The organism is Maribacter chungangensis (assembly GCF_042676845.1).
Lineage (GTDB): Bacteria > Bacteroidota > Bacteroidia > Flavobacteriales > Flavobacteriaceae > Maribacter > Maribacter chungangensis.
In genome coordinates, this window is record NZ_JBHTHY010000011.1 from 61228 (window position 1) to 87124 (window position 25897).

A 25897-nucleotide genomic window follows, 5' to 3' on the forward strand; every position below is an offset into this window, starting at 1 on the left:
GTCTAGCTAACCCAAGCCTCTTGAAGCTCTATTACCATTTTAGTGGTGTCTATTTGTGCCATGGTACCGATGGGGAACGTGAAATTCTGGTCAACATGTCCAAAACTCATTCCGTATACCGAAGGAATTCCAAGCGGTTTTAATCTATTCATAAGTACTTCTTTAAGTGTAAAGGTATCCGGTGCACTTGGGCGGTCACATCCGGCGCAGACGCCAAAAATAATCCCAGAAGCGTTTTTGAAGCTGTCGCCATGGATAAGTTGGGTCAGCATTCGGTCTATTCTATAAGGAGCTTCCCCTACGTCTTCGATACAAACAATTTTATTGGTGAAATCAATTTCATCGGGTGTACCTATCAATGCATTGATAAGTGTTAAGCTGCCACCAACAAGTTCTCCGCTGGCATTTCCTGGATTAATGGTATATCTATTGTATTCCGGATTGGTACGTAAGTCTTCGGATAGAGTTGTATTCGTAATTCGGTGAACGGAACTTTTGTTTTCCAAAAGATCCTTGAAGGCTTTTTTACTGTAAACGTCATTAATAGTTTTGCCCACAGGACCGTGAAAGCAGATTAGCCCGGTTCGTTTATGAATTCCGTTTAATAAAGCGGTAACATCGCTAAAACCGATCAAGGCTTTTGGGTTTTTGCGGATAACATCATAGTCTATGAGGTGCATGATTCGCGTGCAACCGTACCCACCGCGTATACACAATATGGCATCGACGTCCTCATTGGCAAATAGTTCGTTGATATCCGCGGCGCGTTCTTCATCGGTATTGCTAAAATAACCATGGGACTTGGAAATTCTTTTCGTGTGGTACGTTTTGTACCCCATCTGTTTTAAGCCTTTTTTAGCCAGTTTCAGCGTGCTTGACGAAAAGGAGTAGCCTGGGGCGATTAAGCCAATGGTGGCTCCTTTTTTTAAGGCTTTGGGAAGTATTTTTTTTTGCGCTATTGCAGGTTGCTTTTTTCTTTTGTAACCAAAGGAGTATAAAAACGGTGCACAGGTTATTCCCAAAATACCTGTAAAAAAATTACGTCTGGTCTGCTTCATGATCATAAACATCTTGTTGTTCGAAAATAATTAAAATCACATAGCTAAAAATGTTTAACATATTTTTAAAAAAATTAAACAAAAATTATGACTTATGCTGGAGCCTATCGCTTACATTTACCGAAACATAAAATAAATACTATGAAAATGATTAAAGTTTTATTCGCATCTACGGCTTTATTGGCAGGTACATTTGTCCAAGCTCAAACTATCGTTGGCGTTGCTGCTGCCAATGAGAACTTCACCACCTTGGTTACTGCCGTTAAGGCGGCCGACTTGGTCGAAACGTTGAACAGTGCAGGCCCCTTCACCGTGTTTGCTCCGGTCAACGATGCGTTTGCAGCCTTGCCCGAAGGTACGGTAGCAGGATTGTTGAAGCCTGAAAGTAAGGGTGCCCTGACCGGTGTTCTTACTTACCATGTCGTTTCAGGTAAATTTGAGGCCGCCGCCGTTATAGATGCTATAAAGGCAAATAATGGTGCGTTTGAAGTTACCACGGTGCAAGGAGGCAAAATAATCCTTTCCTTGGCTGATGGAAATGTAAAATTGGCAGATGAAAATGGTAACACGGCTACAGTGGTTATAGCTGATGTAGCAGCTTCAAATGGTGTTATACATGCAATTGATACGGTTGTAATGCCCAAGTAACGTAAAGCCCCCTAAAACCTAAAATCCCCAGTTTTCAAAAGAAGGCCGGGGTTTTTTTATGGGTTTCAAGCAAGAATTTTAATGTATATTACTGAACGTTGGCAGCACTAAAACATCATCTATGATACGGACTTTAGTCCATGACCGGATACTATTTTGCAAAGCTGATAGAGGTATTGAAGTGGTTTAAGCTTTTAGCGTTCAAGTTTAAGTTTTAAATGACTTCATTGTGTATTGTATGCCATTAATCACAGTGGTTAGCTCTTAAATTAGATTTGGAATACTCTAAATCATAGAAAGTTGATAAATTCCTCCCGATTACTGGAGCAAGATATGCGCATTGGAATACTTCCGGATGACCATCTGCACCTTGGACTAGATGTCGCTCTAAGCGATATTAGGGCCGTATCGTGAAAAGGGATGCAGTTTGGTATATGGATTCAGCAATATGTTCCCTGGATGGATGCAACGGTAAAGGGAGTCATGGATGAGCTATAGCTCGGGAAGTCCAGTATTTTGTTGACATTAAGAGATAAACCCGAAGTACTATTTGTAATGCCTTATGCGAAAGAATACCTATGTACAGTTGGTTTTCATACGTATCAAAAATAGGTTGACTCCTTAACAGAAATCCCCTTTCACTACTAGTGCAAGGGGAAGGTTCCGTAGCGATAATGTTGTATTAAAATCTAATCTTATTTTGAGCCCGTATATGGGTAATTTCTAGTTGTATTACGTTCTGCTTTTTAGCCTTTTATGTATTAATATGTCATTGTTAAGAAATAACATCCACTTACTTTCAAATGGTGGTAGGCTTATTTCATTAACACCTTTAACCTGAGGTAGCTCCAATGTGTTCCATAGCAGCGCTTATCGTGCACTGGCACCGCCATCGTCCGTTTGGTTTCTGCGCAGCTGCCGTTGTATTTTCTTGATAGCGGATTCAATGGACTTTTCAGGTTCTATGATGTTGTATTCGCCCCAAAAATCCGGGTCTGCAAACCCGATGGCTTCATCACTTAAAATCATTGATGACTTAATTTTTTCTTTTGAGGTCAGCTGAGCATTCGAAATATTTTTTTCCCAATCCGTTATTGCCATTTCACAACTCATGGAATAAACAGAATTAAAAAGTCTTCTATCCCAATCTATTTTAAACTCAAGTAGCACATTGCTATAGCCATAATACCATTTACCATCTTTTTCCCTGTAATCTACGCGATATGCCACCTCTGTAGGCCAAACTTCTGCATTTCTGGGTTTTTTCTTAACAAACATCTGGGAGGCCATTCTCTTATCGGTTATATTCAGTGAATAGATAGCACTTGTGAGAATTTTGTTTTCAGCGTCTATGTATAATTTGCCCGTATAATACGGTTCTCTTATTTCGGCTTTCTGATGGAAGTTTATGACGTAAATAAGTTTGTCATTTACCAAGGTAGAGCTATCGAATGAATAGTCATAGTAGTCAATGGATTCATCGGTGAATATATAGTCCGGATATTTGACCATATCTACGAACAGGGTATTGAACGGACCTCCTTGAAGTTTAAGTGCCAAGGTATCCAGTTTACTGTAATCTGTGCTTTTTCGGGCTTTGTAGAGCTGTAGCTCATCTCTTTTGTAAGAGGAATAAGGTGTTTTGTAGATATTGACTACCGCCTCCGACAAACTAACGTTTCTATTTCTTTTTTTAATGGTTTCCCTGTAAAATGCGGTCATTACCGTAGGATCGTTAAGGTAATTTTCGCCCTTTTTGTTTAGGGTTTCCCTAACCAAGGCTTCTGCATCTTTTGGAACGCTCAAGTTCACCTCACTTAACTCAACTATCGATTCTGTCATTAAAAAGGTATTGTTTTCTTTCTGGAATTCCACTATTGGCCGTGCTATGGTTTTGTAACCTAGGAAGGATATGACTACGTTTAGTCCGGTGCTGCCGTTAGGAATTTTCAGTAAAAACTCGCCCTCTGTATTGGTAATCGTACTTACATTTGAGCCTTCAACCGTAAGCGTAGCGAAAACCAAGGGTTTTTTGGTCTTGCTATCCAGTACTTCTCCGGAATATTCGGTAAAAGTTACCTCTTGGGCAAACAAAATCGTGTTCGTGGCTACCATCAGCATCATGGATAAAAGTATCTGGAAGATGAAGGATTTTTTTTGGTGTTTTTGTCCGTTATGTTTCATAATGATTCATGCGAAATTTTCTACTCTAAGATAAGGAATTAAGGGGCTATGGTTTTATATAATATCATAAATTATGTTTAAGTATTGTTAATTTTTTTTCTAGTTAAAGGTTGAAAGCCTCCAGTTTTATTCTAGTTACTTTAGTTTCTATACATAGTTTAGCCGCTTTGGTTATTGGGTTATTCTCTAATTCAAAGTAAATAACTGATAATCTAAGTGAACATAAGAACCATTTGCAAGTTCAATAAAACCTATAGATTTTCAATCCATGGCGGTTTTATAGGCTTGTCATTTCAAGGTGATCGCTGTATGGTAAAGGTGGCAAGGTCAATGACGAGTTTTTTCTCTATACTGGAACCTTATTTTCGTTTATAATCATACATTGAAAAGTTTAAATGACTTTATTGGCACCGCCAAAGGGTTTAATACTCCAAGGCTTGCCTCGAAATTAAAAATCATGTTCTTATTTAATGCCTCGTGGGCTTGTCCCGGGGTAGTTTACTACCGAATAATGTCCTAAAAAGAATGGGAAACGAAGAATGCTTTATTCCCTAGGTAATAAACCCAAATGTTATACATCCAATCGGTGTCAACGGGATAAATCTAACTATGACCTCATAACGGGTTTATACCAGTTCTCTTTTGAAATTCAGCCAAAGAAATTGAATTATTTTTTTCCTGCGAAAAAGAAAAACCGGGCATAGCCTAGCTACGGTTTATTTTTATTTTGAAGTAGGGCGTAAAAAGAAACGATTTATCGGCTTATTTTCAATTGGGAAATGGAATTGTTCAACTGCGGACAAATATGCAAGCCCAGCGTCTGCTGTTGATTTTTACATAAAACTGTCTTGAATTCTAATAATTGGTTCGAATTGCGTTTCCGCAAAAAAACTGAGGATTCCAATTAGCTTCGAGGTTCGTGCGTTTTTGAGGAGTCATCTACCAACCGGTTGATTTGGGTAAGTTCATCCGCTGTTAGGTCACGCCATTTGCCTACGGGCAGATCCAAGTTAACGTTCATGATTCTAATGCGCTTTAGTTTTTTTACACGATAATCCAGATACTCGCACATACGTCTTATTTGCCGGTTGAGTCCTTGGGTTAAAATAATCCGGAACTGATATGTACTGACCTGGCTTACCTCACAGTTTTTGGTTACGGTGTCCAATATGGGCACACCGTTTCTCATTTTTTTTAAAAAATCTGGCTGTATTGGTTTGTCAACGGTTACCAAATACTCTTTTTCATGATTGTTCCTAGCTCTGAGTATTTTGTTTACAATGTCTCCATCGTTGGTTAAGAAGATCAGGCCCTCGCTGGGTTTGTCCAGTCTGCCGATAGGGAAAATACGTTTCGGATAATTTATAAAATCTATGATATTATCTTTTTCTACCCTGCTATCCGTAGTGCAAACAATGCCAATGGGTTTGTTGAATGCCAAGTAGACCGGTTTTTCCTTTGGAACGGATACTGCTTCACCGTCTACCCTAACGTCGTCTCCGGGCACAACTTTTGTTCCCATTTCCGGAACGATACCGTTAATAGTGACCCTACCTTGATCTATAAGTTTGTCCGCCGCCCTTCTTGAGCAATAGCCAACTTCACTTAGGTATTTATTTATTCGTGTTTGTTTTTCGGTATCTGCCATAGTTATGTTGTGGGTAATCTAAATTACTTTTTTCGCGCTGTTTCCAGCGTATGTATCTCTCTTCCCAAGGCTGCTAAAAAAGGAATCCCAATTTCATCGTATTCGTATATGTTATCATTGAAAATCCCGTCTTTGTTTACTAAAATGGTTGCTGTTAATAAAAAATCCACATCGTTTTTGCTGTCCACGATATATGCGCAATCTGTAAGCGTACCATAGGCAAAACCTACTTTGTTATAAATTTTTATGTGGTCGGGAATTGTCTCTTGCGTGTCGCCATATAAAAAGAATTTACAATATCCATCATAATATTCCGTAGAATCGTATCCCGCATTTCTAGGTAATGTATACATCGATTTCAATAGAAATTGATGTTGTTCGTCGGAGAGGTCGAAACGTTCTTCGGGTGCGAACATTTCCGGAAAAATTACCCGTTTTAATACCTCGTGCTGTGCGGTGATAGGATAGTAGTTCTTTAGGCTAAAGTCGAACGGTTCGTTGATAAGGGCATCATCTTCGTAAAAACCGTTTCCTTTTTCAATTCGCCCCAATACTAGCGGTTCTGGTGCGGTATTGATGCTTGGTGCCGTAATGCCCGTAGTGCTGTCGTTTAGGTAGATAATGAGCGGTTTTGTTTTTAAATCGTCCGAGTGGTAGCCCAATCGGTGGGAAATACGAACCGGTCGTATTCCTTTTTTTTCAAGGTTTTGGTTAATGGCATCCTGTCCAAGTAGCTCCAGCATACGATTATTGGCAAGGTTGTCGCTCACCGCAAATATTTGGGAAACATCTTGGGCAATGGTAGATTCTATAGAATCGCCCTCAATGTAATACTTTGTGTTGCGGTCTAAGCTATCTGTCTGGTTCAAACGTTCCAGCGCTAGCACGGCAATTGGAAATTTAACCGTGCTTGCAGGGTAAAAGTACTGTTCCTTATCTACCTGAAAATCATAGTCCGTGAAAATAACACTGTCGTTAATCCTATCTATTTGGGTATATCTTATTTGCACTTCGTAAGGGGCAATAGTATCCATGACCCTTTTGATAGCAGGATTGCCAGATGCCAATGCCTGTTCTAGAATGGAGGTATCGTTCTTGTTGGAGCAGGAGCTCAAGATCATGGTTACACTAATAAAGAATAGAAGGTTTGTTTTCATCGGTCTGGTTTTTTAGGATTGGTATCGCTAACGTACAAGGTACTTAAAAATCGGTCAATACTATGTTTTATTTGTTGGTGTATACCTCGCCTCTATGCGGTTTTAGGGCATCCCTAACGGGAATCATATCTTTCTCGTTTACCACCATAAAAGCGATGCTGTGCATTTCGTTCAATTCTTCGAAACCTGTAATATCTATCGCTAGTTTCTCTATGCTTATATACTCTTTTAAATGCTTTTCGTGGTGTTCTGCAGTTTTTAAGGCCACCGGACCTCTAAAATCCCAGATGAGTTTTAGTTTTCTATCCAAAATATATCGATTTAAGTTCAAAATTAAGCTTTTCGGCTTAAATCCAAAGTAGGCGGCGCTGCCCTATAATTGTGCAAAATTTCCGAGCGCCATTTCATTGGCATCGCCAAAGGGTTTGATACTCCGAGGCTTGCCTCGAAATTAAAAATCGTTTTCTTATGTAATGCCTCGTGGGCTTGCCCCGAGGTATTTACTAAATACGCATGCCTTGGAGCCTAGTGCAGCCCTAAAAATGTGTTAAGTAAAACGGACAAGGTTTGCGAGGGATTTTGTAATTACTATTTTTGTACGATGTTGAGTTTTCAAACCCTTAGGAAAAGACCTGTTTTCGCCCATTTGGCAGCCTATGTTTTGTCGGGCTTTCTTTTGGGTTCCTGTAGTTCGTACTTTAAGAAAAACGAAGACATAGCACCTTTGGCCAGAGTAGGTGAGAACTACTTATATCCGGCCGACGTTGCCGTATATATTACGGACGGAATGTCCGAGTCCGATAGCGCATCTTTTGTAAACAATTATATTACCACTTGGGCTTCCAAGCAGCTACTGCTATCCAAGGCCAAAATTAACCTGCAGGAAGATAAATTACGAAAATTCGATGCCTTGGTAGCGGATTACAAGACGGATCTGTATACCAGGGCATATAAGGAAGCTTTGGTGTCCCAAGGGTCCGATTCCTTGGTTACAACGGAGCAATTGACACAGTTTTACGAGGAAGAAAAGGCTAATTTTAAACTAAAGGAACGTATCGTACAACTGCGGTTTGTAGCACTCCCAAAAAATTTTTTGAATAAGGAAGAAGTCAGTCAACGCCTAAAAAATTTTAACCAAGAAGATATTTCCTATTTGGATTCCATTGGTGTTCAGTTCAAAAAATTACACTTTAACGACTCTATTTGGGTAAGGGCATCTAGGGTACTGTCCGAAATACCACCAATTAACCTTGAAAATCAGGACAGGTACTTAAAAAAATCACAATTTTTTGAATTGGAGGATTCAATCGGGGTATATTTGGGGAAGATAGAAGAAGTCAAGGATTTAAACGATATTGCGCCCCTATCTTTTATAGCGCCTACCATAAAACAAGTGTTGTTGAACCGCAGAAAAATTAACTACCTGCGCAAACTTGAAACAGAAATCATAGATGAAGCAATTAAGGACAAGGAATTTGAGGTGTATGCCAAAGAGCAGTAAATGGATTTGTACGGGAATATTGAGTATTTGTTCCGCTGTGGTCTTTGGCCAACAGGCTATGCCGGAAGTGCCGGATAATCAAGCAGAACCTGAAGAGCTGATAGCGGAAGCGGATGCGGGCAAGAAAAAAGATTCTACCAATAATTTTAAAAGAATTAAGTTGGACGGGATTTCCGCAGTGGTAGGGGATTATGTGATATTGGATTCCGATGTAGCGAAAACACTGATCGATCTTAAAAGTCAAGGTGCCGCTACCGACGATATTACCCATTGCGGACTTTTAGGAAAATTGATGGAAGACCGGCTATACGCCCACCAAGCCGTGCAGGATAGTATTTTGGTTTCGGATGACATGGTAAATGCGCAGGGCGAAGCACAACTACAATCCTTGGTACAACAAATAGGTTCCATGGACAAGGTCTTGAAATACTACAAAAAACAGGATGAACAGAGTTTTAGGGAGGAGCTTTACAAGATTAACAAGCTAAGAATGTTGTCAGAGAAGATGCAGCAGGAAATCATTAAGGATATTGAAATAACTCCAGAAGAAGTGCGGCAGTTCTATAACAATATTCCCGAGGATGAAAGACCTATGCTTGGTGCGGAATTGGAGATTGCACAGATCGTAAAAATGCCCAAACCCTCCGAGGAAGAGAATCAAAAAGTAATTGACAAGCTCAATCAAATAAAAGCCGATATTGAAGATAATAATGCTAGTTTTAGTGTAAAGGCCATTTTGTACTCTCAAGACCCTGGGTCAAAATCTAAAGGAGGATTTTATAGCATCACCAAAAACACTGGTTTTGATAAAACGTTCAAGGATGTAGCGTTTAGCCTAAGGGAGGGAGAGATATCCGAGCCGTTCAAGACGCCGTTTGGCTATCACATAATCTTCATAGAAAAAATTAGGGGTCAAGAGTTGGATTTACGACATATCCTTATTTCTCCTGAAATTTCGGACAAGGCAGCCGAAGAGGTTAAATCCGAACTCGATAGTATTAGGCAAAAAATAGTAAATAAGGAATTTACGTTTGCGGAGGCGGCTTTAAATTTTTCCGATGAAAAAGAAACGAAGTATGATGGGGGTGTTTTGAGAAACCCGCAAGATTTCGGCTCTCGTTTTGAGCTCACTAAAATGGATCCTACTTTATACAACCATGTTCGTAACCTAAAAGACGATGAAATTTCCTATCCTATTTTAGAAGAAGATCCGCGCGGTGGTGCACCAAAATATAAGATTTATAAAGTAACCAATAGGTACGAGGAACACAGGGCGGATTTTGCTCAGGACTATATGAAAATACAGCAATTGGCATTGACCCAAAAACAGTTTAAAGCTATAAAGGAGTGGATGGCTCAAAACATAGCGGATACCTACGTGAGCGTAAATGAAGAGAATAGGGATTGTGATTTTGCTAACAACTGGGTAAAGGATTAATATATGTCGGACGTTGCTGCGATCAAAAGCCTAGTAGAGAAACATTTAGGACTTAAAAAGGAAATAGCAAAGGTTATTGTAGGCCAGGATGCCGTTATAGATCAAATATTGTTGTCTATTTATACCGGAGGGCACTCGTTGTTGATCGGTGTTCCGGGTTTGGCAAAAACCTTAATGGTAAATACAATTGCCCAAGCATTGGGTCTGGATTTCAAGCGCATACAGTTTACGCCCGATTTAATGCCCAGTGATATTTTAGGCAGTGAGGTATTGGACCAGAACCGGAACTTTAAATTTATAAAAGGGCCAATTTTTTCAAATATTGTTTTGGCTGATGAAATCAATAGAACACCGCCCAAGACCCAGGCAGCCCTTTTGGAGGCCATGCAGGAACGGGCGGTAACCATAGCAGGTCAGCAACATAAATTGGAGTTGCCCTACTTTGTATTGGCTACCCAGAACCCTATTGAGCAAGAAGGCACCTATCCTTTGCCAGAGGCGCAGTTGGACAGATTTATGTTTGCCATTGCATTGGAGTACCCATCTTTTGAAGAGGAGGTGCAGGTAGTGAAAAATACAACTTCAACAGCAAACGTAAGTATTGAACCTCAGTTTACGGCCAATGGGATACTGGCCGTGCAAGAACTGGTAAGGCGCATTCCGGTACCGGACAATGTAGTAGAATATGCCGTAAAATTGGTGAACAGTACTAGGCCCAATCTCAGCAGTGCATCGGATTTTGTGAAACAGTACTTGGATTGGGGAGCCGGACCCAGAGCATCACAAAATTTAATTCTTGGAGCTAAGGCAAACGCAGCCATCCAGGGCAAATATTCACCGGATATAGAAGATGTGCAAGCAGTCGTAAAGGGAATCTTAAAACATCGCATTATCAAAAATTACAAGGCCGAAGCCGAAGGTATATCCGAAGAAGATATCATTGACCGATTGTTATAGTTAAATTTTCGTGTCAATTTTTGGATTCTTTATAAAAAACTGGGCGTTAATTTGAAATATTGGACCCTCCTAGGCCAAAAAATCTTCCAATTGCCTAAAAACACCGAAAGCTGTACTTAAAGTTTTAATTACGACTCATAATTTCTTAAATTTACTAAATTGATTTAACCTTAAAATAAATACAGGATGGCATTCGATATCGATATGATTAAAGGGGTGTACGCTACTATGGCGGACCGGGTAAACAAAGCTCGGGAAATTGTGGGCAAACCACTTACCCTTTCGGAGAAAATATTATATTCTCACTTGTGGGACGGTACTCCTACCAAAGCGTTTACCAGAGGTAAGGATTACGTAGATTTTGCTCCAGATCGTATTGCTTTACAGGATGCAACGGCGCAAATGGCACTTTTACAATTTATGCAGGCCGGAAAGAAAAAAGTAGCGGTGCCCACAACAACACATTGCGATCACTTGATACAGGCCAAAAATGGTGCCGAGGCCGATTTGAAATTTGCCAATTCGGCAAGTTCAGAGGTTTTTGACTTTTTGGAATCCGTTTCCAATAAATACGGGTTAGGCTTTTGGAAACCTGGAGCAGGAATAATACACCAGGTAGTTTTAGAGAATTATGCGTTTCCGGGAGGAATGATGATCGGTACGGATTCCCATACCGTTAATGCAGGAGGTCTAGGAATGGTAGCTATAGGTGTTGGTGGCGCTGATGCAGTCGATGTCATGGCAGGAATGGCTTGGGAATTAAAATTTCCGAAACTTATAGGGGTACGATTAACCGGAAAAATATCTGGTTGGACGGCTCCAAAAGATGTGATCCTAAAAGTGGCCGAGATACTTACCGTTAAAGGAGGTACCGGAGCTATTGTAGAATATTTTGGGCCTGGCGCCATCTCCTTGTCCTGTACAGGTAAAGGAACTATTTGTAACATGGGGGCCGAAATAGGGGCAACCACCTCTACTTTTGGCTATGACGAATCCATGGAGCGGTACCTTAGGGCAACCGAGAGGGCAGATGTAGCCGATGCCGCTAACGACGTTAAGGAACACCTTACCGCAGATCCCGAGGTGTACGCAAATCCGGAAAATTATTTTGATCAAGTCATAGATATAGACCTTTCCAAATTGGGTCCCTTATTGAACGGGCCGTTTACACCGGATTTATCTACTCCTGTAGGAAGTGAAATGACGGAAAAGGCCAAGGAAAACGAATGGCCTATGCAAGTAGAATGGGGCTTGATCGGTTCTTGTACCAATTCTTCCTATGAAGATTTGTCAAGAGCATCTTCCATTGCACAACAGGCCTTGGACAAGGGGCTGAAAATGAAGGCGGAATTAGGCATTAATCCAGGTTCGGAACAGGTTCGTTTTACAGCGGAACGGGACGGCATTATCAACGTTTTTGAAAAGTTGGACGCTAAAATATTCACCAATGCATGCGGTCCTTGCATTGGGCAGTGGGCCAGGTATAGCGATCCTAAGAATGCGCCAAAGAACAGCATTGTGCATTCGTTCAACAGGAATTTTGCGAAGCGTGCAGATGGGAATCCCAATACGCATGCTTTTGTGGCATCACCTGAGATTACCGCAGCGATAGCGATCGCCGGCCGTTTGGATTTTAACCCTTTGACCGATTCATTGATCAATGAGAATGGGCAAGAGGTCCGCTTTGACGAGCCCACAGGTTGGGAACTTCCGCCAAAAGGATTTGAAGTTGAGGATGCCGGGTTCCTGGCGCCCGAGGCAGATGGTTCCGGAGTTTCCGTTAAAGTTGCCGGAGATTCGGAAAGATTACAGTTGTTAGAGCCTTTTGTACCCATAAAGAACGAAGAGTTGCAAGGTGTAAAATTACTGATAAAGGCCTTTGGGAAATGCACTACGGACCACATTTCAATGGCAGGACCATGGTTGCGATTTAGAGGTCATTTGGATAACATTTCGAATAATACCCTTATCGGTGCGGTGAACGCATTCAATAAGAAGACCAACTTTGTAAAGAACCAACTTACTGGTGAATATGAAGGCGTGCCGGATACGCAACGCGCGTACAAGGCGGCAGGTATAAAAACTATAGTCGTTGGCGACCATAATTATGGTGAAGGGTCTTCTAGGGAGCACGCAGCTATGCAGCCGAGACATCTGGGTGTTGCAGCGGTAATCGTAAAGTCTTTTGCGCGTATTCACGAGACAAACTTAAAAAAGCAGGGCATGCTAGGGCTAACCTTTGCCAATGAAAGTGATTACGATTTAATAAAAGAAGATGATACCTTTAATTTTGTGGATATCGCCGACTTTGCTCCGGACAAACCTTTGACTATTGAGGTCGTTCATGCAGACGGTTCCAAAGATACCATTTTAGCGAATCACACCTATAACGATGCACAAATTGGATGGTTCCAGGAAGGTTCCGCACTTAATGTTATCAAAAGAGAAAACGCATCCTAACAATTAACTGGAAATAGTTTCTTAAAACTCCCGATTATCTTCGGGAGTTTTTTAGTTTTGAGTTCCACGCATTTAAAATGAAAAGACAAACAGTTTATACTTTACTCGTAATTGCAATTGTTCTTTCTTTTTTTGTTACCCCGTTAGGGGACTACAGTAAACTATTGCTCAACAGATGGTTTGCCACGGAACCTACTGTTATTCCTGATGAAAATAGGGGGAAGATCGCTAGTTATGATTGGCGTTTAAAAGATGCGGATTGGGATTTATTCAATTTTGAGAAATCTCAGGAAAAGGTAGTCTTTATTACCTTTTGGAGATCCTGGCACCTGCCTTCAAAAGCGCAGTTAAAGGATGTACAGTCCCTTTATGAGTCCTACAAGGGCAAGGTAGATTTTTATGTAGTGACCAATGAAGAGCGTGCTCCCGTAGAGGCATTTATGGAAAAGAACGGATATACCTTTCCCGTGACCTACGAAATTGTGGGAGACCCTAGTCCGATAGGCCTTTTAAAACCACCAGGCTCCTATGTTATCGATAAAAGGGGTGGCATTGCCATACATCAAACGGCAATATCGGATTGGAGCAATAGTTCTGTTAGTGCCTTGTTGGACAGATTGATCTCGGAATAATGAATTATGGACCAAGTAACTACCCTTACATTTTTTAGATATGGTTCTTTGGCCGCAAAGGTTTGGGCTTTTGGAATGATGCAATTTGCACATAGGCCGTTGGCAAAGGAGAAAGGGTTGTTGCACTACAAGCTTATGGGAAGTGGAAAGGATGGTTTTGATCCGTTTGCGGATTGGTCCGTATATGCCCTATTGCAAGTTTGGGAAAGCGAGGAAGCTGCCAATAGATTTTTTGATACGTCACCCTTATATGCACGTTATGTGGCTAAAACTGTGCAGCAATGGACACTATTTTTAAGAAGCATCAAAGCTAAGGGAACTTGGGCCGGAGTAAATCCGTTCGTACCTAGTACTGTTATCAACGAAAATAACCCTTACATCGCCGTGATTACCAGGGCAACCATCAAACCTAGGATGTTGCGCACGTTTTGGAAGCACGTTCCTGCTTCACAGGCACCTTTAAAGGATAATAAAGGGTTGTTGTTTACAAAGGGAATTGGTGAAGTTCCTTTTCTACAAATGGCTACGTTTAGTTTATGGAAAGACACTGAATCCTTAATGGATTTTGCATATAAGAGTAGGGCACATACCAATGCTATTAAGAAAACGAGAACGTTGGATTGGTATAGCGAGGAACTGTTTTCCAGATTTGAGCCGTATCGGACATTGGGTACCTGGGACGGAGTGCCAAAGTTGCCCTATTAAGGAAATAAAAAGTAAAAGAATAGAAAGAATACAAATTGGGCAAGATAGATATGTGCCGATAGTAATTTATTCCCCGTTATTTTGAACAGTCTTACTATAATTTGAAACCCTAGTCCCAAGGCGAACCAAGTAACGTAATTTTCCATAGTAGGAATACCGCCTTCAAAGGTCCAGTAATCAAAAATAGGCGCTGTATGCTCCATTAAAAAATCGAGCAGTACCATAAGCATCGTCGCGACCACAATTTTGATAGCATTGTTCCACTTTGCATAGTCTAGAATACTTGCGGTAACAAAGGTAAGGATGGCCCAGTAAGCACCTATAAGGTAGGGCACTCCATCTATTTTAGGTCCAAAGTTGCCGCCATACGCGTAATCCCCGAACAGAAGTTGATGTTCTACCCCAAGCCATTCCGCAAATATCCCTCCTGCACAGAAAATTCCAAAGGCGATACTTTTTTTTATCGTATCAATAGGAAAAAATGCTAAAAATAATATAAGTGTTATGCTAAGGTTCAATGGTGTTTTTTCAACGAACCAATCTACATGGCCTATGCCGATCCCGATCATTGCGGACACATGAAAAAGCCAAATCGTAGCTATGGCTAGGTTTAGCTGATGTTCTTTAAGGATTTTAAACATGTTTTTTGATATTTGGGACCAAATCCCCTACAATCTTAGCCGATAGTAGGCAGAGTGGTATTCCGCCGCCCGGGTGTACCGAACCGCCGCAGAAGTATAAGTTTTTGATGCGTCTGGAGAAATTTGGATGTCGTAAGAAAGCCGCGAACTTATTGTTGCTAGCCGCACCGTATAATGCGCCCCGATAAGAACTGGTGGCGTTCTCAATGCCAACGGGGTCTAGTACGTGCTCCGTTGTAATATGTTTTTCTATATCCGTATTTAAGACGCTATTTATTTTTGCGATAATATTCTTTCTGGCCTCTTGCTTTAGTAGCTCCCAATCCTGACCATAATTTCCGGGCGCGTTGAGCATCACAAACCAGTTCTCATGTCCTTTTGGGGCATCTTTTTGGTGTTCTTTGGAAGTAATATTGATATAAATGGTGGGGTCTTTATGCAACGCACGTTTATTAAAGATATGATCAAACTCTGCTGTGTAGTCATCACTGAAAAGAATATTGTGTAAATCTAGGTTGGGAAACTCCCTGTCTATACCCCAGTAAAAGATAAGCGCTGAACTGGAACGTTCCTGTTGCAGTGTTTTTTTTGGTGCTGGCTGATTTTTTAGTAGTTTTTTATAGGTCGGATACACATCCATGTTGGTAACCACTATATCTGAAATATATGCTGTTTTGGAGGATGTTGCTCCTATGGCTTTTTTGTTTTGTACGTTGATGCTGGTTATAGGTTCATTAAACTTAAAATCGACACCGACATCTAAAGCTAGTTGATATAGGCTTTGGCTGATTTGATGCATACCTCCTTCAGGAAAAAACGTACCGTAATGCATTTCTAAATGCGGAATCATGGACATGATACCCGGGGTTTTATAAGGCGAGGAGCCATTATACGTAGCATATCTATTGAATAACTGTACTAATTTTGGATTTTTAAAATGAGTCTTGTTCGTAGTGTTCAAAGAGCTGTCAATATCCAAGCTTGATATACTTAGGATGGATTTTATGGTTTGTTTGGATAAATAGGTGCCAACTTTATGCAATGATTTTTCCAAGAAAAGGGTGGCGGTCAGCTCATACTTGTTCCGGTTCCTTTTTAGGTATTTTTCGATGGCTTCCACTGGCTCGGCGAAACTGTGCGAAGCTTCCCTGATAAATGCTTCTCTAGAGCCGGAGGCACTAAATTTATGTCCGTCTTCCCAAAAGTAATTACAGATGGTATTTTTGCGATGGTAGTTAAAATAATTGGCCGGTGTTTTGTCGTGGAGTTCAAAAAGTTCGTCTACAAAATGGGGCATGGTAAATAACGAGGGGCCTAGGTCAAAGCGATACCCGTCCTGTGCTATGGCGTGCAATTTGCCGCCTGCATAGCCATTAGCTTCCACAACGGTTACTTCGTAGCCTTTTTTGCATAAACGCAAGGCCGATGCAATGCCTCCAATGCCGGCTCCGATGACTAAAGCTTTGGCCATGCTTACTTTTTAAAATACTTAAAAGGAACGAACAGCATCCCAAAACACTCCCCATCGCTTTTGCCTAAATGTTTGTGGTGCATCTTGTGTGCGCGCCTTACGCCTTTTGCGTACCAGTTATTGGCATTTCTAAAAATTTTAAACCGTTGGTGGATAAAAATATCGTGAACTAAAAAATAAGCGATTCCGTAAGCCAAAATACCAAAACCAAGAGGGTATCCATACCAAATACCGGTGCTCCCCACATAGAAAAAGGACATACTTACAATGGCATAAAAGATAAAGAAAGCGTCGTTTCGCTCAAACCAGGAATCGTGGTCTTTGTGGTGGTGGTCCTTGTGCAAGAACCATAAAAATCCGTGCATGATGTATTTATGTGTAAACCATGCCATGAACTCCATAAAGGAAAACGTTCCGAAAAATATTAAAATCCAAAGTGCTATTTTCATCTAAACAAGTTTCATTTTATATTTAACATAAGACCTTGCCAGCAATCCAAATTTTTGATAGTTGGGTACCCTGATTCGCGTATTCTTAATATCTAGCGAGGGCGTTTTTTGTAATTTCTGAAGCAATTTATAATAGTATTTATAAGCGGTGTAGACCCCAAACTTTGCTTCGGCGGGTAATGCCATAATACCTTCATAACCTAATTGGAAGTCGGCCTTTATTTCGTCTACGATACGTATTTTAGATTCTTCGTCCAATTCAGAAAGGTTTGTGTTGGGGAAATAGGAACGGTTCAAATCCTCAAAATCTGCCTTTACATCCCTAAGGAAATTAACTTTTTGAAAAGCGGAGCCTAGTGCCATAGCGGAATCCTTTAACCTGTCATACGCCTCATTATCTCCTTTTACAAAGACTTTTAGGCACATAAGGCCTACCACATCTGCCGAACCGTAGATGTAATCTTTGTACTCTTGTTCTGTTTTATAGATGTTCTTCGTAAGGTCCATACGCATACTTTTCATAAAAGAAGCGACCAAGTGCATTGGGATTTTGTACTTGTGAAAGGTATATTGGAAAGAATTTAATATCGGATTTAAACTTATTTTACCGGCTATGGATGCTCCTAGTTCATCCTCGAATTTATTAAAAAGTTGTTCTTTATCATAATCATGGAAAGTATCTACGATTTCATCTGCAAAACGCACAAAACCATAAATATTGTAAATGTCCTTTCGTATGGAAGGGGATAGCATTTTGGTGGCCAGCGCGAAAGAAGTACTATACTTTTCGGTGACAAGTTTGCTGCATTGGTATGATACCGTATCAAAAGTAGCTTTCATAGCGGTGGACTAATTTTCTTTTGTTATTAATTCTGACACCAGTTTTCCTGATATTAAAGATGGGGGAACTCCTGGACCTGGAACCGTAAGCTGCCCTGTAAAGAAAAGATTCTTTACTTTATTGCTTTTTAGATTAGGCCTAAGGAAAGCGGTTTGCGTTAGGGTGTTGGCCATTCCGTAAGCGTTTCCTTTGTAGGAATTATATCGATCTATAAAATCATTGACACAGAAAGATTCCTTGAATATAATATTATTTCTGATTTTTTGACCCGTTCTTTTCTCGAACCTGTTTAAAATAATATCTAGATACGCTGTTCTTAATTCTGGTGTATCTTTAAGACTTGGTGCAATGGGGACAAGGAAAAAACCGGTTTCACAGTTTTCGGGTGCCATTGTACTATCGGTTATTGATGGAAAGTTGGCATAAAACAAGGGGTCTGTTGGCCATTTGGGATTATCATATATTTCTTCTGCATGAAGCTCAAAGTCTGTATCAAAAAAGAGATTATGGTGCTCAACATTCGTCAGCTTCTTGTCAAAGCCAATGTAAAATAAAAGGGAGGAGGGAGCAAAAGTCTTTTTGTCCCAGTACGCTTCGGTATATTGTCTATGTTCTTTGTTCAATAAAGTCTCTGAATGATGGTAATCTGCACCACTAAGGACCACATCGGATGTTATTTCTTTACCATCACATATAATGCCTTTGGTTTTCCCGTTTTCAACAAGAATTTTGGTTACGGCGTTGTTCGTATGTATATGTACTCCCAAATCTTTGGCAAGTGTTTCCATCCCTACTATGATTTCGTACATACCGCCTCTGGGGTGCCATGTGCCAAGACCAAAGTCGGCGAAGTTCATAAAATTGTAAAAGGATGGCGTATTGCTGGGTTTAGCTCCTAAAAAAAGCACAGGAAATTCCAAGGTGGAAATCAACTTCGGATTTTTAAACTTCTTACGAACCGTAGAACTAATTGTTTTAAAAAACTGATCAACCTTGAGCACGGTTTCCTTTGTAACCAGTTCCAATGGGGATAATCCCGGTCTTAATACTATTTTGTTAATGGCGATATCGTAGTTTTCCTGTGCGCTTGCAATAAACTTACGTAGTTCTGCGGAGCTGCCTTTTTCTATTCGTTCAAACTCCTCGCAAATTTTGTCCATACTATCACCTATGGTAATGATATCGTCCGAGAAGAAAATTTTGTAAGCCGGACTTAATTTGTCCAACGTGTAAAATTCGGCTGTTTTTCTTCCAAAATCCGCAAAGAACTTATCAAAGATATCCGGCATCCAATACCAGCTTGGACCCATATCAAAAGTAAATCCTTCCTTTGTTAATTTTGCGGCCCTACCACCTACTGCCTCGTTTTTCTCGTAAATAGAAACCTCATGTCCCTCTTTTGCAAGATAACACGCTGCGGATAGGGCTGAGAAACCGGAACCTATAATACTAACTTTTTTACCCATGAATACGAATGGCGGATTATACTTGTTATAAACGACTAACGACTTGATCTATGGAGTAGAAGGTCTTAATAAAATCAGGGAGTTTGGTCTCATCCAAATGTTGCACCTGTCTTCCCAAGATCCAAAGGTTGGGTTTATTGTAATCTTCCACCAAATCCTTAAAATCTTCGATATATTTATGTATTCTGTCTTTTTCCGGAACCACTGTAAAATAGGATAGAAAATGAATGTTGTCAAAATATTTCATTAAATCCATAAGGTTTTCCATAGGTATGGTCTGTCCCAAATAAATACTCTTGTAGCCCCTAAGGATAATTTCATAGTTTAGATACAGCAACCCTATCTCGTGAATTTCATTTTCCGGCAGGTAGGCCACAAAAACCTTATCCGTTTTGGTTGGCTTTAAATGCTGTAGTTTTTCTGTGTTTATTAAAATCTTTTGTTTTATGAGGCTAGTGATAAAGTGCTCATGAGCGGGACTTATAGTATCGGTTTGCCATAGGAGTCCAAGCTCGTTGAGCAAAGGAATAAATGTTTCCTTGAACACCTCCCTAAACGATTTTTCGTTGATCAAACTATTGTAGGTGTTAAAAAAAATGGTTTGATCAAAATTCATCATAGCCAACTTAAAGGCGTTCATTGCATGATTTTTTGGACTGTTCTTTGCAACGATTTCCCTTACCACAACTGGAATGTCCGCTTCCGGAATTTTAGCGATTTTCGATATTTTATGACCGTTGTGATATAGCAACGTGATATTCAATAGTTTTTGAAGACTCGCTAAGTTGTAGGTTCTAATGTTGGTGTCCGTGCGTTCGGGACGCAAAAGGTCATATCTTTTTTCCCAAATCCTAATCGTGTGCGCTTTAATGCCAGATAGGTTTTCTAGGTCGCGAATGCTGAAATTTTTTTTTACATTGTTCATTTTATTGCTAAAAGTGTTAAACAAAGTTACGACTTAAACCAATAGTGCATTCAAAAAGACAAGTTAAAATTTTGTTTCTAACAAAAAAAAGCCGGGGGTTGCCCGGCTTTGTGCCCACGACTAGATTCGAACTAGCACGTCCTTGCGAACACTACCCCCTCAAGGTAGCGTGTCTACCAATTTCACCACGTGGGCTAAAATTAGTTCTTTAAGACGGTAAAGATATAAAGCTATACATCAATTCAAAGGAATTTTATTAGAATATATTTTGGTTGTTGTCGTGCACAGCCAAATCTTGGATATGCGTTGATCGGCATAGACATGTAGGCGGCCTTGTTATTAGTAATGGGTTCCTTACTTGCTATGTTTAACGTAGGATGTTGGAGTTGTTTTCTTTAAAAGTTTAAATTTTCTATTAAAATTGGAAATAGACCCAAAACCTGATTTTTCTGCAATGGCAGCAATAGGTAGGTCTTTCTCGGAAATGAGTAATTGGCATGCATGTTCGATACGAAGTTCTATCAAAAACTGAAAAAATGTTTTGTTCGTTCGCTGCTTAAAGAACCTACAGAATGCGTTTGGGGTCATGAAGGCAAGGTTGGCCACCGTTGTAAGTTTAATGTCCTTATCAAAATTATGCATTACATAATCAAGGACGTCCTGCAATCGTTTACCTTCATTGGCACTAAGCGCCTTTGGGTGTACAAAGCCCGTTAAAAGGGTAATTTCGTTTTCTGCAATACTTTTAAGCAACTTTAAAAATAGTATAAAGCGGGAAAACGTATCCGCAGCAGGTAATTTGTTCATGATTGCCCTTGCTTCCCAATTTTTGTCGGACACTTTAAAACCCGTGTTCGGCGTATCAAAAAATGATTTGGCCCGTTCTAGGTCTGGGATATTAAAAAAATCTTTTCCAAATGTACCAGCTGTAAAAAAGAGGGAAATCATGTGAGAGGATTCATCGCTTGGGCTGCTTTGAAAAAGATGGGGTATTTTACCATCTATTATAAAAAGGTCTCCGGCAGCAAAGGGATGCACGCTATCGCCTATAATTAATTTTCCCTCTCCCTTTACCAAAAGGCTTATCTGTATCTCTTCATGCTGATGTAGTTTGTCAAAAAACACAAATTCGGTATCTACCTGAACGATTAGTGCCCCGGCTACAGGTTTTGGTATTTCAAATGGATATATTTTCAAAGTGAATTAAATTTACCTTAATATATGGAATAAAATCAAATATAGGATAATATAGTCTAAGTTAAGGATAAAATTGATGAATCCTATCCCTAAGTTGCCACTGTATCTTTGCCCTAACTTTAAAACAGTACAGAAGAGTATCAACTAGAATGGCGTTATGCCAGCGGTAACTACAAAATTTAATGAAGACGATACATTGGACATGGAAATGTTCGAAGTAAACATAAAAGCGCAACTAGATGCCGGTGTTTCCGGTATTATTCTTGGCGGTACTTTAGGAAAGGCAAGTACCTTAACAGGGGAAGAAAAGCAGCAGTTGATCAGAGAAACTGTAAAAATGGTAGCCGGTGCGGTTCCTGTCATTATCAATATCGCGGAACAAACTACCAAAGCGGCCATTGAAGCGGCCCGTGTTGCAAAAGAATGTGGTGCCAGAGGTTTAATGATTTTACCTCCAATGCGTTATAAGGCCAATGATTACGAAACCGTAACTTATGTTAAGGCTATTGCAAATAGTACCGATTTGCCCATTATGATCTACAATAATCCTGTGGATTACGGTATCGAAGTTACTTTGGATATGTTCGAGGAAATGCTGGAGTGTAAAAACATAGAAGCGGTAAAAGAGTCCACTCGAGACATTTCCAATATTACTAGGATAAAAGCTCGTTTTGGCGATCGCTTAAAGGTATTCACGGGGGTAGATACGTTAGGTATGGAAAGTATATTGATGGGTGCCGATGGCTGGGTGGCCGGTTTGGTATGCGCTTTCCCTGCGGAAACTTGTACTATATATGAATTGTCAAAAGTGGGCAAAATGGCGGAAGCTTTAGAAATTTACAGGTGGTTCTTACCTATTTTGGAGTTGGATATTAATCCACAGTTAGCACAGAACATTAAAATGGCAGAAGTTGCAACAGGTATTGGAACGGAACATGTTAGGGCCCCAAGACTGCCTTTAATAGGTGCAGAGCGTGAAAGAGTCGCTAAAATAATTAGTGATGGGCTGGCAAAAAGACCAAATTTGCCTGCTTATAAAGGATTGAGCATGGCCTAGAATGAAACGCATACATATTAAAATACGATTTTAGAAATAAGGAATGGCCATCTGAAGACTTTTAGATGATTGTTCCTTATTTTTGGTTATACTAAAAAAACAATAGACCACATGATATCAGGAGCTAATTATATTGGATCGGAACTTTCAAAAAAAGGGGATAAGCAGTTTAACACCTTCGACCCTAAGTTAAATCTACCTACGGAATGGGCTTTCCAAGAAGCAAATGAAGAGGAAATTATGGAAGCAGCTACATTGGCTAAATCTGCTTTCGTTACCTACCGCGAATTTTCCGGAAAGCGCAAGGCCGAATTTCTACGTGCCATTGCCGAGGAAATAGACAATTTGGGAGATGCCCTCATAGAGGTATACACCCAAGAGTCTGGTTTGCCAGCTGGTCGTGCCGCCGGGGAAAGGGGAAGGACCATGGGACAACTAAGGGCTTTTGCCGACTTATTGGAAGAGGGTTCTTGGGTAGAAGCAAGTATTGATACCGCGCAACCGGACCGCCAACCGATGCCAAAAGTTGATATTCGTAAAATGTTATGTCCGTTGGGACCTATCGTTGTTTTTGGTGCCAGTAATTTTCCTTTGGCATTTTCCACTGCAGGTGGCGATACGGCTAGTGCACTTGCATCTGGGTGCCCTGTAATCGTTAAAAGTCATCCTATGCACGCCGGAACCGGGGAAATGGTAGCTTCTGCCATTATTAAGGCCGCCCAAAGAACGGGTATGCCCAACGGAGTGTTTTCCAACTTAAACAGTAGCGGAATAGAAGTAGGTCGGCAATTGGTTATGCATCCAGCGGTTAAAGGGGTAGGGTTTACCGGAAGTATTAAGGGAGGAACGGCGCTGTACCGACTAGCGAACGAAAGGCCCGAGCCCATTCCTGTTTTTGCGGAAATGGGTAGTGTAAATCCCATAGTGGTTTTACCATCTGCCTTAACCGAAAACGGGGATAATTGGGCAAAACAGTATGCTGGGTCCATTGTGTTGGGCGCGGGACAGTTTTGTACCAACCCAGGCCTTATTCTGGCTATGAAAAGTACCGCTTTAGATGCTTTTATTTCAACCCTTGGTAAGGAGATAAGCACCTTGGAGCCTACTTGTATGCTGCATCCTAATATCCATAGTAACTACGAGAAAGGTAAAAAAGAGTTGTCCGCACAGGCTACGGTAGATATGGTTGCCGATTACGAAACTGCGGTATCTCCAAACGTGGGGCAACAGCGTGTACTTACCGTAAATGGTGCTAATTTCCTAAGAAACACAAAATTACACCAAGAGGTGTTCGGCCCTTTTTCGATAGTCGTCCGTTGTGCCGATGCGCAAGAGCTGGAAGCCATACTTGCAAAGTTAGAAGGTCAGCTTACGGGTACTGTTCTTGGAAACAATACGGAGCTGGCGAAATACAAGTCTATGGTAGATACTTTGCAAAATAAGGTAGGACGTATAATTTTTAACGGTGTTCCAACAGGGGTAGAAGTATGTCCGTCCATGCAACATGGTGGTCCTTTTCCAGCTGCCACGGATAGTAGGTTTACCTCGGTAGGAACAGGAGCGATCAGGCGCTGGGTTAGGCCGGTAAGTTATCAGAACTGGCCAAGCGAATATTTGCCCGAAGCCCTTCGCAACGAGAATCCCTTGGGAATAATGAGGGTAGTGGACGGTATACATACCAACAATAAAATTTAAGTGTTTATCCTTATCGATAACTTTATGATGCAAATTATGAAACAAGGTGCCCTACATTATGTACGTATAGTTCTTATTGCGGTACTGTTAACGGTAGCTAAGGGTACGGCACAAGGAACAAGCGCAACACAATTGCAAGCACTTATAAAAGAGGTTTCGGCTTTTTCCTTATATGATTATACGGAGTATCCTTTGGGCAGACATAAAGCCGAGTTGGAAAAGAAGGATGCGGATTTTGCCCGAGCTCAATTGAAAAAACTAGAGAAAATCGAATTTTCTAGCTTAACGGAAACACAGCAAATTTCACATGAACTACTGCGTTTTAGGCTTCAGAATAGGGTTGATGAGTATACGTACCGGATGTACTTGAATCCTATTCAGGCAGATCAGGGATTTCATCTCAATCTAAACTATCGTATAAAACCTATTTTGAGCCATAAAGATGCGGTGCATTATCTAAATGTATTGAATGCGGTACCCACATTTGTTGATGAGCATTTGGTACTTTTAAGAGAGGGCATAAAAAAGGGAATCTCTCAACCGCAGGTTATTTTTAAGGGTTACGAATCTACGTATGACGTTCATATCGTTGATGATTTTGCCAAAAGTGCGTTTTATGAGCCGTTTACCAAACTTCCAGCTAGTTTAAGCCAAACACAGTCGGATTCCATATTAACCGCAGCACAAATCGCAATAGAAAAAAATGTGGTGCCTTCGTTCAAAAAGATTAAAACCTTTTTTGAGACAGAATATATACCTCAAACAAGAAAAGATTTGGGTGTATCGGAAACGCCGAACGGACGCGAATTTTATCAGAATAGAATCAACTACTACACCACCACTACGGAATACACCGCAGATGATATTCACAATATAGGATTGGAAGAAGTCGCCCGTATTAAATCTGAAATGCTGAAGATCATCGAAAATGTCGGTTTCAAGGGCAGTTTTGATGAATTTCTGGACTTTTTGCGTACCGATCCGCAGTTTTACGCGAAAACTGGAAAAGAACTTTTAATGAACGCGCGGGATATTGCAAAACGGATCGATGCCGAACTTCCTAAATTTTTTAAGACCCTACCTAGACGACCTTATGGAGTTATAAAAGTTCCGGATGCCATCGCGCCTAAATATACGGGCGGGCGCTATTCAGGTCCGTCTTCGGACACACAACCTGGTTTTTATTTGGTAAACACCTATAAATTGGACAGTAGACCGTTGTACACCCTACCATCCTTAACAGCGCATGAGGCGGTGCCGGGACATCATTTGCAAGGAAGTTTAAACCGTGAATTGGGAGATAGTATTCCGCAGTTTAGAAAAAATACTTATTTATCTGCCTACGGAGAAGGTTGGGCATTGTACACCGAGTTTTTAGGCAACGAACTGGGAATCTACACTACGCCCTACGAGGAGTTTGGAAAGTATACGTATGAGATGTGGCGTGCATGCCGTTTGGTTGTAGATACGGGAATCCATGCCAAAGGATGGTCGCGAGATCAGGTGGTCGCCTTTATGTTGGAGAATACCGCATTGAGCGAACATGAAGTAAACACAGAAACCGATCGCTATATCGCTTGGCCCGGACAGGCCATTTCCTATAAAATGGGAGAGATAAAGATCAGGGAACTTCGCACAAAAGCAGAAAAGGAATTAGGTGCTAAATTTGATATTCGGGACTTCCATGAGATTATATTGGAACAGGGAACGGTAACCTTGCCTATTTTGGAAAAACGAGTAAACGCCTACATTCAAAAAACGAAATAA

At 40.7% G+C, this 25897-nt stretch carries 22 protein-coding genes and 1 tRNA gene; 10 read left to right on the forward strand and 13 right to left on the reverse strand.

The features are described 5' to 3' along the window. Nucleotides 1-2: 2 nt before the first annotated feature. Nucleotides 3-1058 carry a S66 peptidase family protein gene (locus ACFQZJ_RS12495; protein ID WP_379934966.1) on the reverse strand — a complete coding sequence of 352 codons (1056 nt, stop codon included), beginning with the start codon at nucleotides 1056-1058 and terminating at the stop codon, nucleotides 3-5. A gap of 147 nt (nucleotides 1059-1205) precedes the next feature. Here ACFQZJ_RS12495 and ACFQZJ_RS12500 point away from each other — a divergent pair, with 147 nt between their 5' ends. After that, nucleotides 1206-1706, forward strand: a complete 501-nt coding sequence (locus ACFQZJ_RS12500) for a fasciclin domain-containing protein (protein WP_379935308.1) — start codon at nucleotides 1206-1208, stop codon at nucleotides 1704-1706. Nucleotides 1707-2576: 870 nt separating this feature from the next. On the opposite strand, the gene ACFQZJ_RS12505 is transcribed toward ACFQZJ_RS12500, so the two are convergent. The 4 genes from ACFQZJ_RS12505 to ACFQZJ_RS12520 all read right to left on the reverse strand — a co-directional run bounded on the left by ACFQZJ_RS12505 (nucleotide 2577) and on the right by ACFQZJ_RS12520 (nucleotide 7005). Beyond that, complete coding sequence (locus tag ACFQZJ_RS12505) at nucleotides 2577-3890, reverse strand: carboxypeptidase-like regulatory domain-containing protein (protein WP_379934968.1); 1314 nt, start codon at nucleotides 3888-3890, stop codon at nucleotides 2577-2579. Between the two features lie 904 nt (nucleotides 3891-4794). Next, the gene (gene rluF / locus ACFQZJ_RS12510; protein WP_379934970.1) at nucleotides 4795-5538 is read right to left on the reverse strand and encodes a 23S rRNA pseudouridine(2604) synthase RluF; all 744 of its coding nucleotides are present in this window, start codon (nucleotides 5536-5538) and stop codon (nucleotides 4795-4797) included. 23 nt (nucleotides 5539-5561) lie between these two features. After that, the gene (locus tag ACFQZJ_RS12515; RefSeq protein WP_379934971.1) at nucleotides 5562-6695 is read right to left on the reverse strand and encodes a serine hydrolase; all 1134 of its coding nucleotides are present in this window, start codon (nucleotides 6693-6695) and stop codon (nucleotides 5562-5564) included. Nucleotides 6696-6762: 67 nt separating this feature from the next. After that, nucleotides 6763-7005, reverse strand: a complete 243-nt coding sequence (locus ACFQZJ_RS12520; protein ID WP_379934973.1) for a hypothetical protein — start codon at nucleotides 7003-7005, stop codon at nucleotides 6763-6765. Between the two features lie 291 nt (nucleotides 7006-7296). Here ACFQZJ_RS12520 and ACFQZJ_RS12525 point away from each other — a divergent pair, with 291 nt between their 5' ends. From ACFQZJ_RS12525 to ACFQZJ_RS12550, 6 genes are all read left to right on the forward strand, one after another. After that, nucleotides 7297-8196, forward strand: coding sequence for a peptidyl-prolyl cis-trans isomerase (locus ACFQZJ_RS12525; RefSeq protein WP_379934974.1), 900 nt, complete (start codon nucleotides 7297-7299; stop codon nucleotides 8194-8196). Then, nucleotides 8180-9634: a peptidylprolyl isomerase gene (locus ACFQZJ_RS12530; RefSeq protein WP_379934975.1), complete on the forward strand. Its 1455-nt coding sequence runs from the start codon at nucleotides 8180-8182 to the stop codon at nucleotides 9632-9634. Before ACFQZJ_RS12525 ends, ACFQZJ_RS12530 begins: the two co-directional genes overlap by 17 nt. A gap of 3 nt (nucleotides 9635-9637) precedes the next feature. Next, nucleotides 9638-10591 carry an AAA family ATPase gene (locus tag ACFQZJ_RS12535; protein WP_379934977.1) on the forward strand — a complete coding sequence of 318 codons (954 nt, stop codon included), beginning with the start codon at nucleotides 9638-9640 and terminating at the stop codon, nucleotides 10589-10591. 186 nt (nucleotides 10592-10777) lie between these two features. Beyond that, nucleotides 10778-13051 carry an aconitate hydratase gene (locus tag ACFQZJ_RS12540; RefSeq protein ID WP_379934978.1) on the forward strand — a complete coding sequence of 758 codons (2274 nt, stop codon included), beginning with the start codon at nucleotides 10778-10780 and terminating at the stop codon, nucleotides 13049-13051. A gap of 77 nt (nucleotides 13052-13128) precedes the next feature. Continuing rightward, complete coding sequence (locus ACFQZJ_RS12545) at nucleotides 13129-13683, forward strand: TlpA family protein disulfide reductase (protein ID WP_379934979.1); 555 nt, start codon at nucleotides 13129-13131, stop codon at nucleotides 13681-13683. 6 nt (nucleotides 13684-13689) lie between these two features. After that, a complete protein-coding gene (locus tag ACFQZJ_RS12550) occupies nucleotides 13690-14388 on the forward strand; it encodes a DUF3291 domain-containing protein (protein WP_379934980.1) in 699 nt (232 codons plus the stop codon). On the opposite strand, the gene ACFQZJ_RS12555 is transcribed toward ACFQZJ_RS12550, so the two are convergent. From ACFQZJ_RS12555 to ACFQZJ_RS12590, 8 genes are all read right to left on the reverse strand, one after another. Continuing rightward, on the reverse strand, nucleotides 14385-15029 hold the full coding sequence (locus ACFQZJ_RS12555; protein WP_379934982.1) for a carotenoid biosynthesis protein: 645 nt from the start codon (nucleotides 15027-15029) through the stop codon (nucleotides 14385-14387). The genes ACFQZJ_RS12550 and ACFQZJ_RS12555 overlap by 4 nt on opposite strands. Continuing rightward, nucleotides 15022-16500: a 1-hydroxycarotenoid 3,4-desaturase CrtD gene (gene crtD, locus ACFQZJ_RS12560; RefSeq protein WP_379934984.1), complete on the reverse strand. Its 1479-nt coding sequence runs from the start codon at nucleotides 16498-16500 to the stop codon at nucleotides 15022-15024. Before crtD ends, ACFQZJ_RS12555 begins: the two co-directional genes overlap by 8 nt. Nucleotides 16501-16502: 2 nt before the next feature. Beyond that, the gene (locus ACFQZJ_RS12565) at nucleotides 16503-16949 is read right to left on the reverse strand and encodes a beta-carotene hydroxylase (protein WP_379934986.1); all 447 of its coding nucleotides are present in this window, start codon (nucleotides 16947-16949) and stop codon (nucleotides 16503-16505) included. Beyond that, nucleotides 16950-17789 (reverse strand): phytoene/squalene synthase family protein, encoded by an 840-nt coding sequence (locus tag ACFQZJ_RS12570; protein WP_379934987.1) that lies wholly within the window; start codon nucleotides 17787-17789, stop codon nucleotides 16950-16952. It abuts the gene before it with no gap. A 9-nt stretch (nucleotides 17790-17798) separates the two neighbouring features. Then, on the reverse strand, nucleotides 17799-19256 hold the full coding sequence (locus ACFQZJ_RS12575) for a phytoene desaturase family protein (protein WP_379934989.1): 1458 nt from the start codon (nucleotides 19254-19256) through the stop codon (nucleotides 17799-17801). 25 nt (nucleotides 19257-19281) lie between these two features. Further along, entirely contained in the window at nucleotides 19282-20181 is a 900-nt protein-coding gene (locus ACFQZJ_RS12580) for a MerR family transcriptional regulator (protein WP_379934991.1), read from the reverse strand. A gap of 111 nt (nucleotides 20182-20292) precedes the next feature. After that, a tRNA-Leu gene (locus ACFQZJ_RS12585) sits at nucleotides 20293-20376 on the reverse strand. Between the two features lie 159 nt (nucleotides 20377-20535). Next, a complete protein-coding gene (locus tag ACFQZJ_RS12590) occupies nucleotides 20536-21378 on the reverse strand; it encodes an AraC family transcriptional regulator (RefSeq protein WP_379934992.1) in 843 nt (280 codons plus the stop codon). A gap of 157 nt (nucleotides 21379-21535) precedes the next feature. Here ACFQZJ_RS12590 and ACFQZJ_RS12595 point away from each other — a divergent pair, with 157 nt between their 5' ends. From ACFQZJ_RS12595 to ACFQZJ_RS12605, 3 genes are all read left to right on the forward strand, one after another. Next, the gene (locus ACFQZJ_RS12595; protein WP_379934994.1) at nucleotides 21536-22435 is read left to right on the forward strand and encodes a dihydrodipicolinate synthase family protein; all 900 of its coding nucleotides are present in this window, start codon (nucleotides 21536-21538) and stop codon (nucleotides 22433-22435) included. Nucleotides 22436-22546: 111 nt separating this feature from the next. Further along, entirely contained in the window at nucleotides 22547-24130 is a 1584-nt protein-coding gene (locus tag ACFQZJ_RS12600) for an aldehyde dehydrogenase (NADP(+)) (protein WP_379934996.1), read from the forward strand. 24 nt (nucleotides 24131-24154) lie between these two features. Then, complete coding sequence (locus ACFQZJ_RS12605; RefSeq protein WP_379934997.1) at nucleotides 24155-25897, forward strand: DUF885 domain-containing protein; 1743 nt, start codon at nucleotides 24155-24157, stop codon at nucleotides 25895-25897.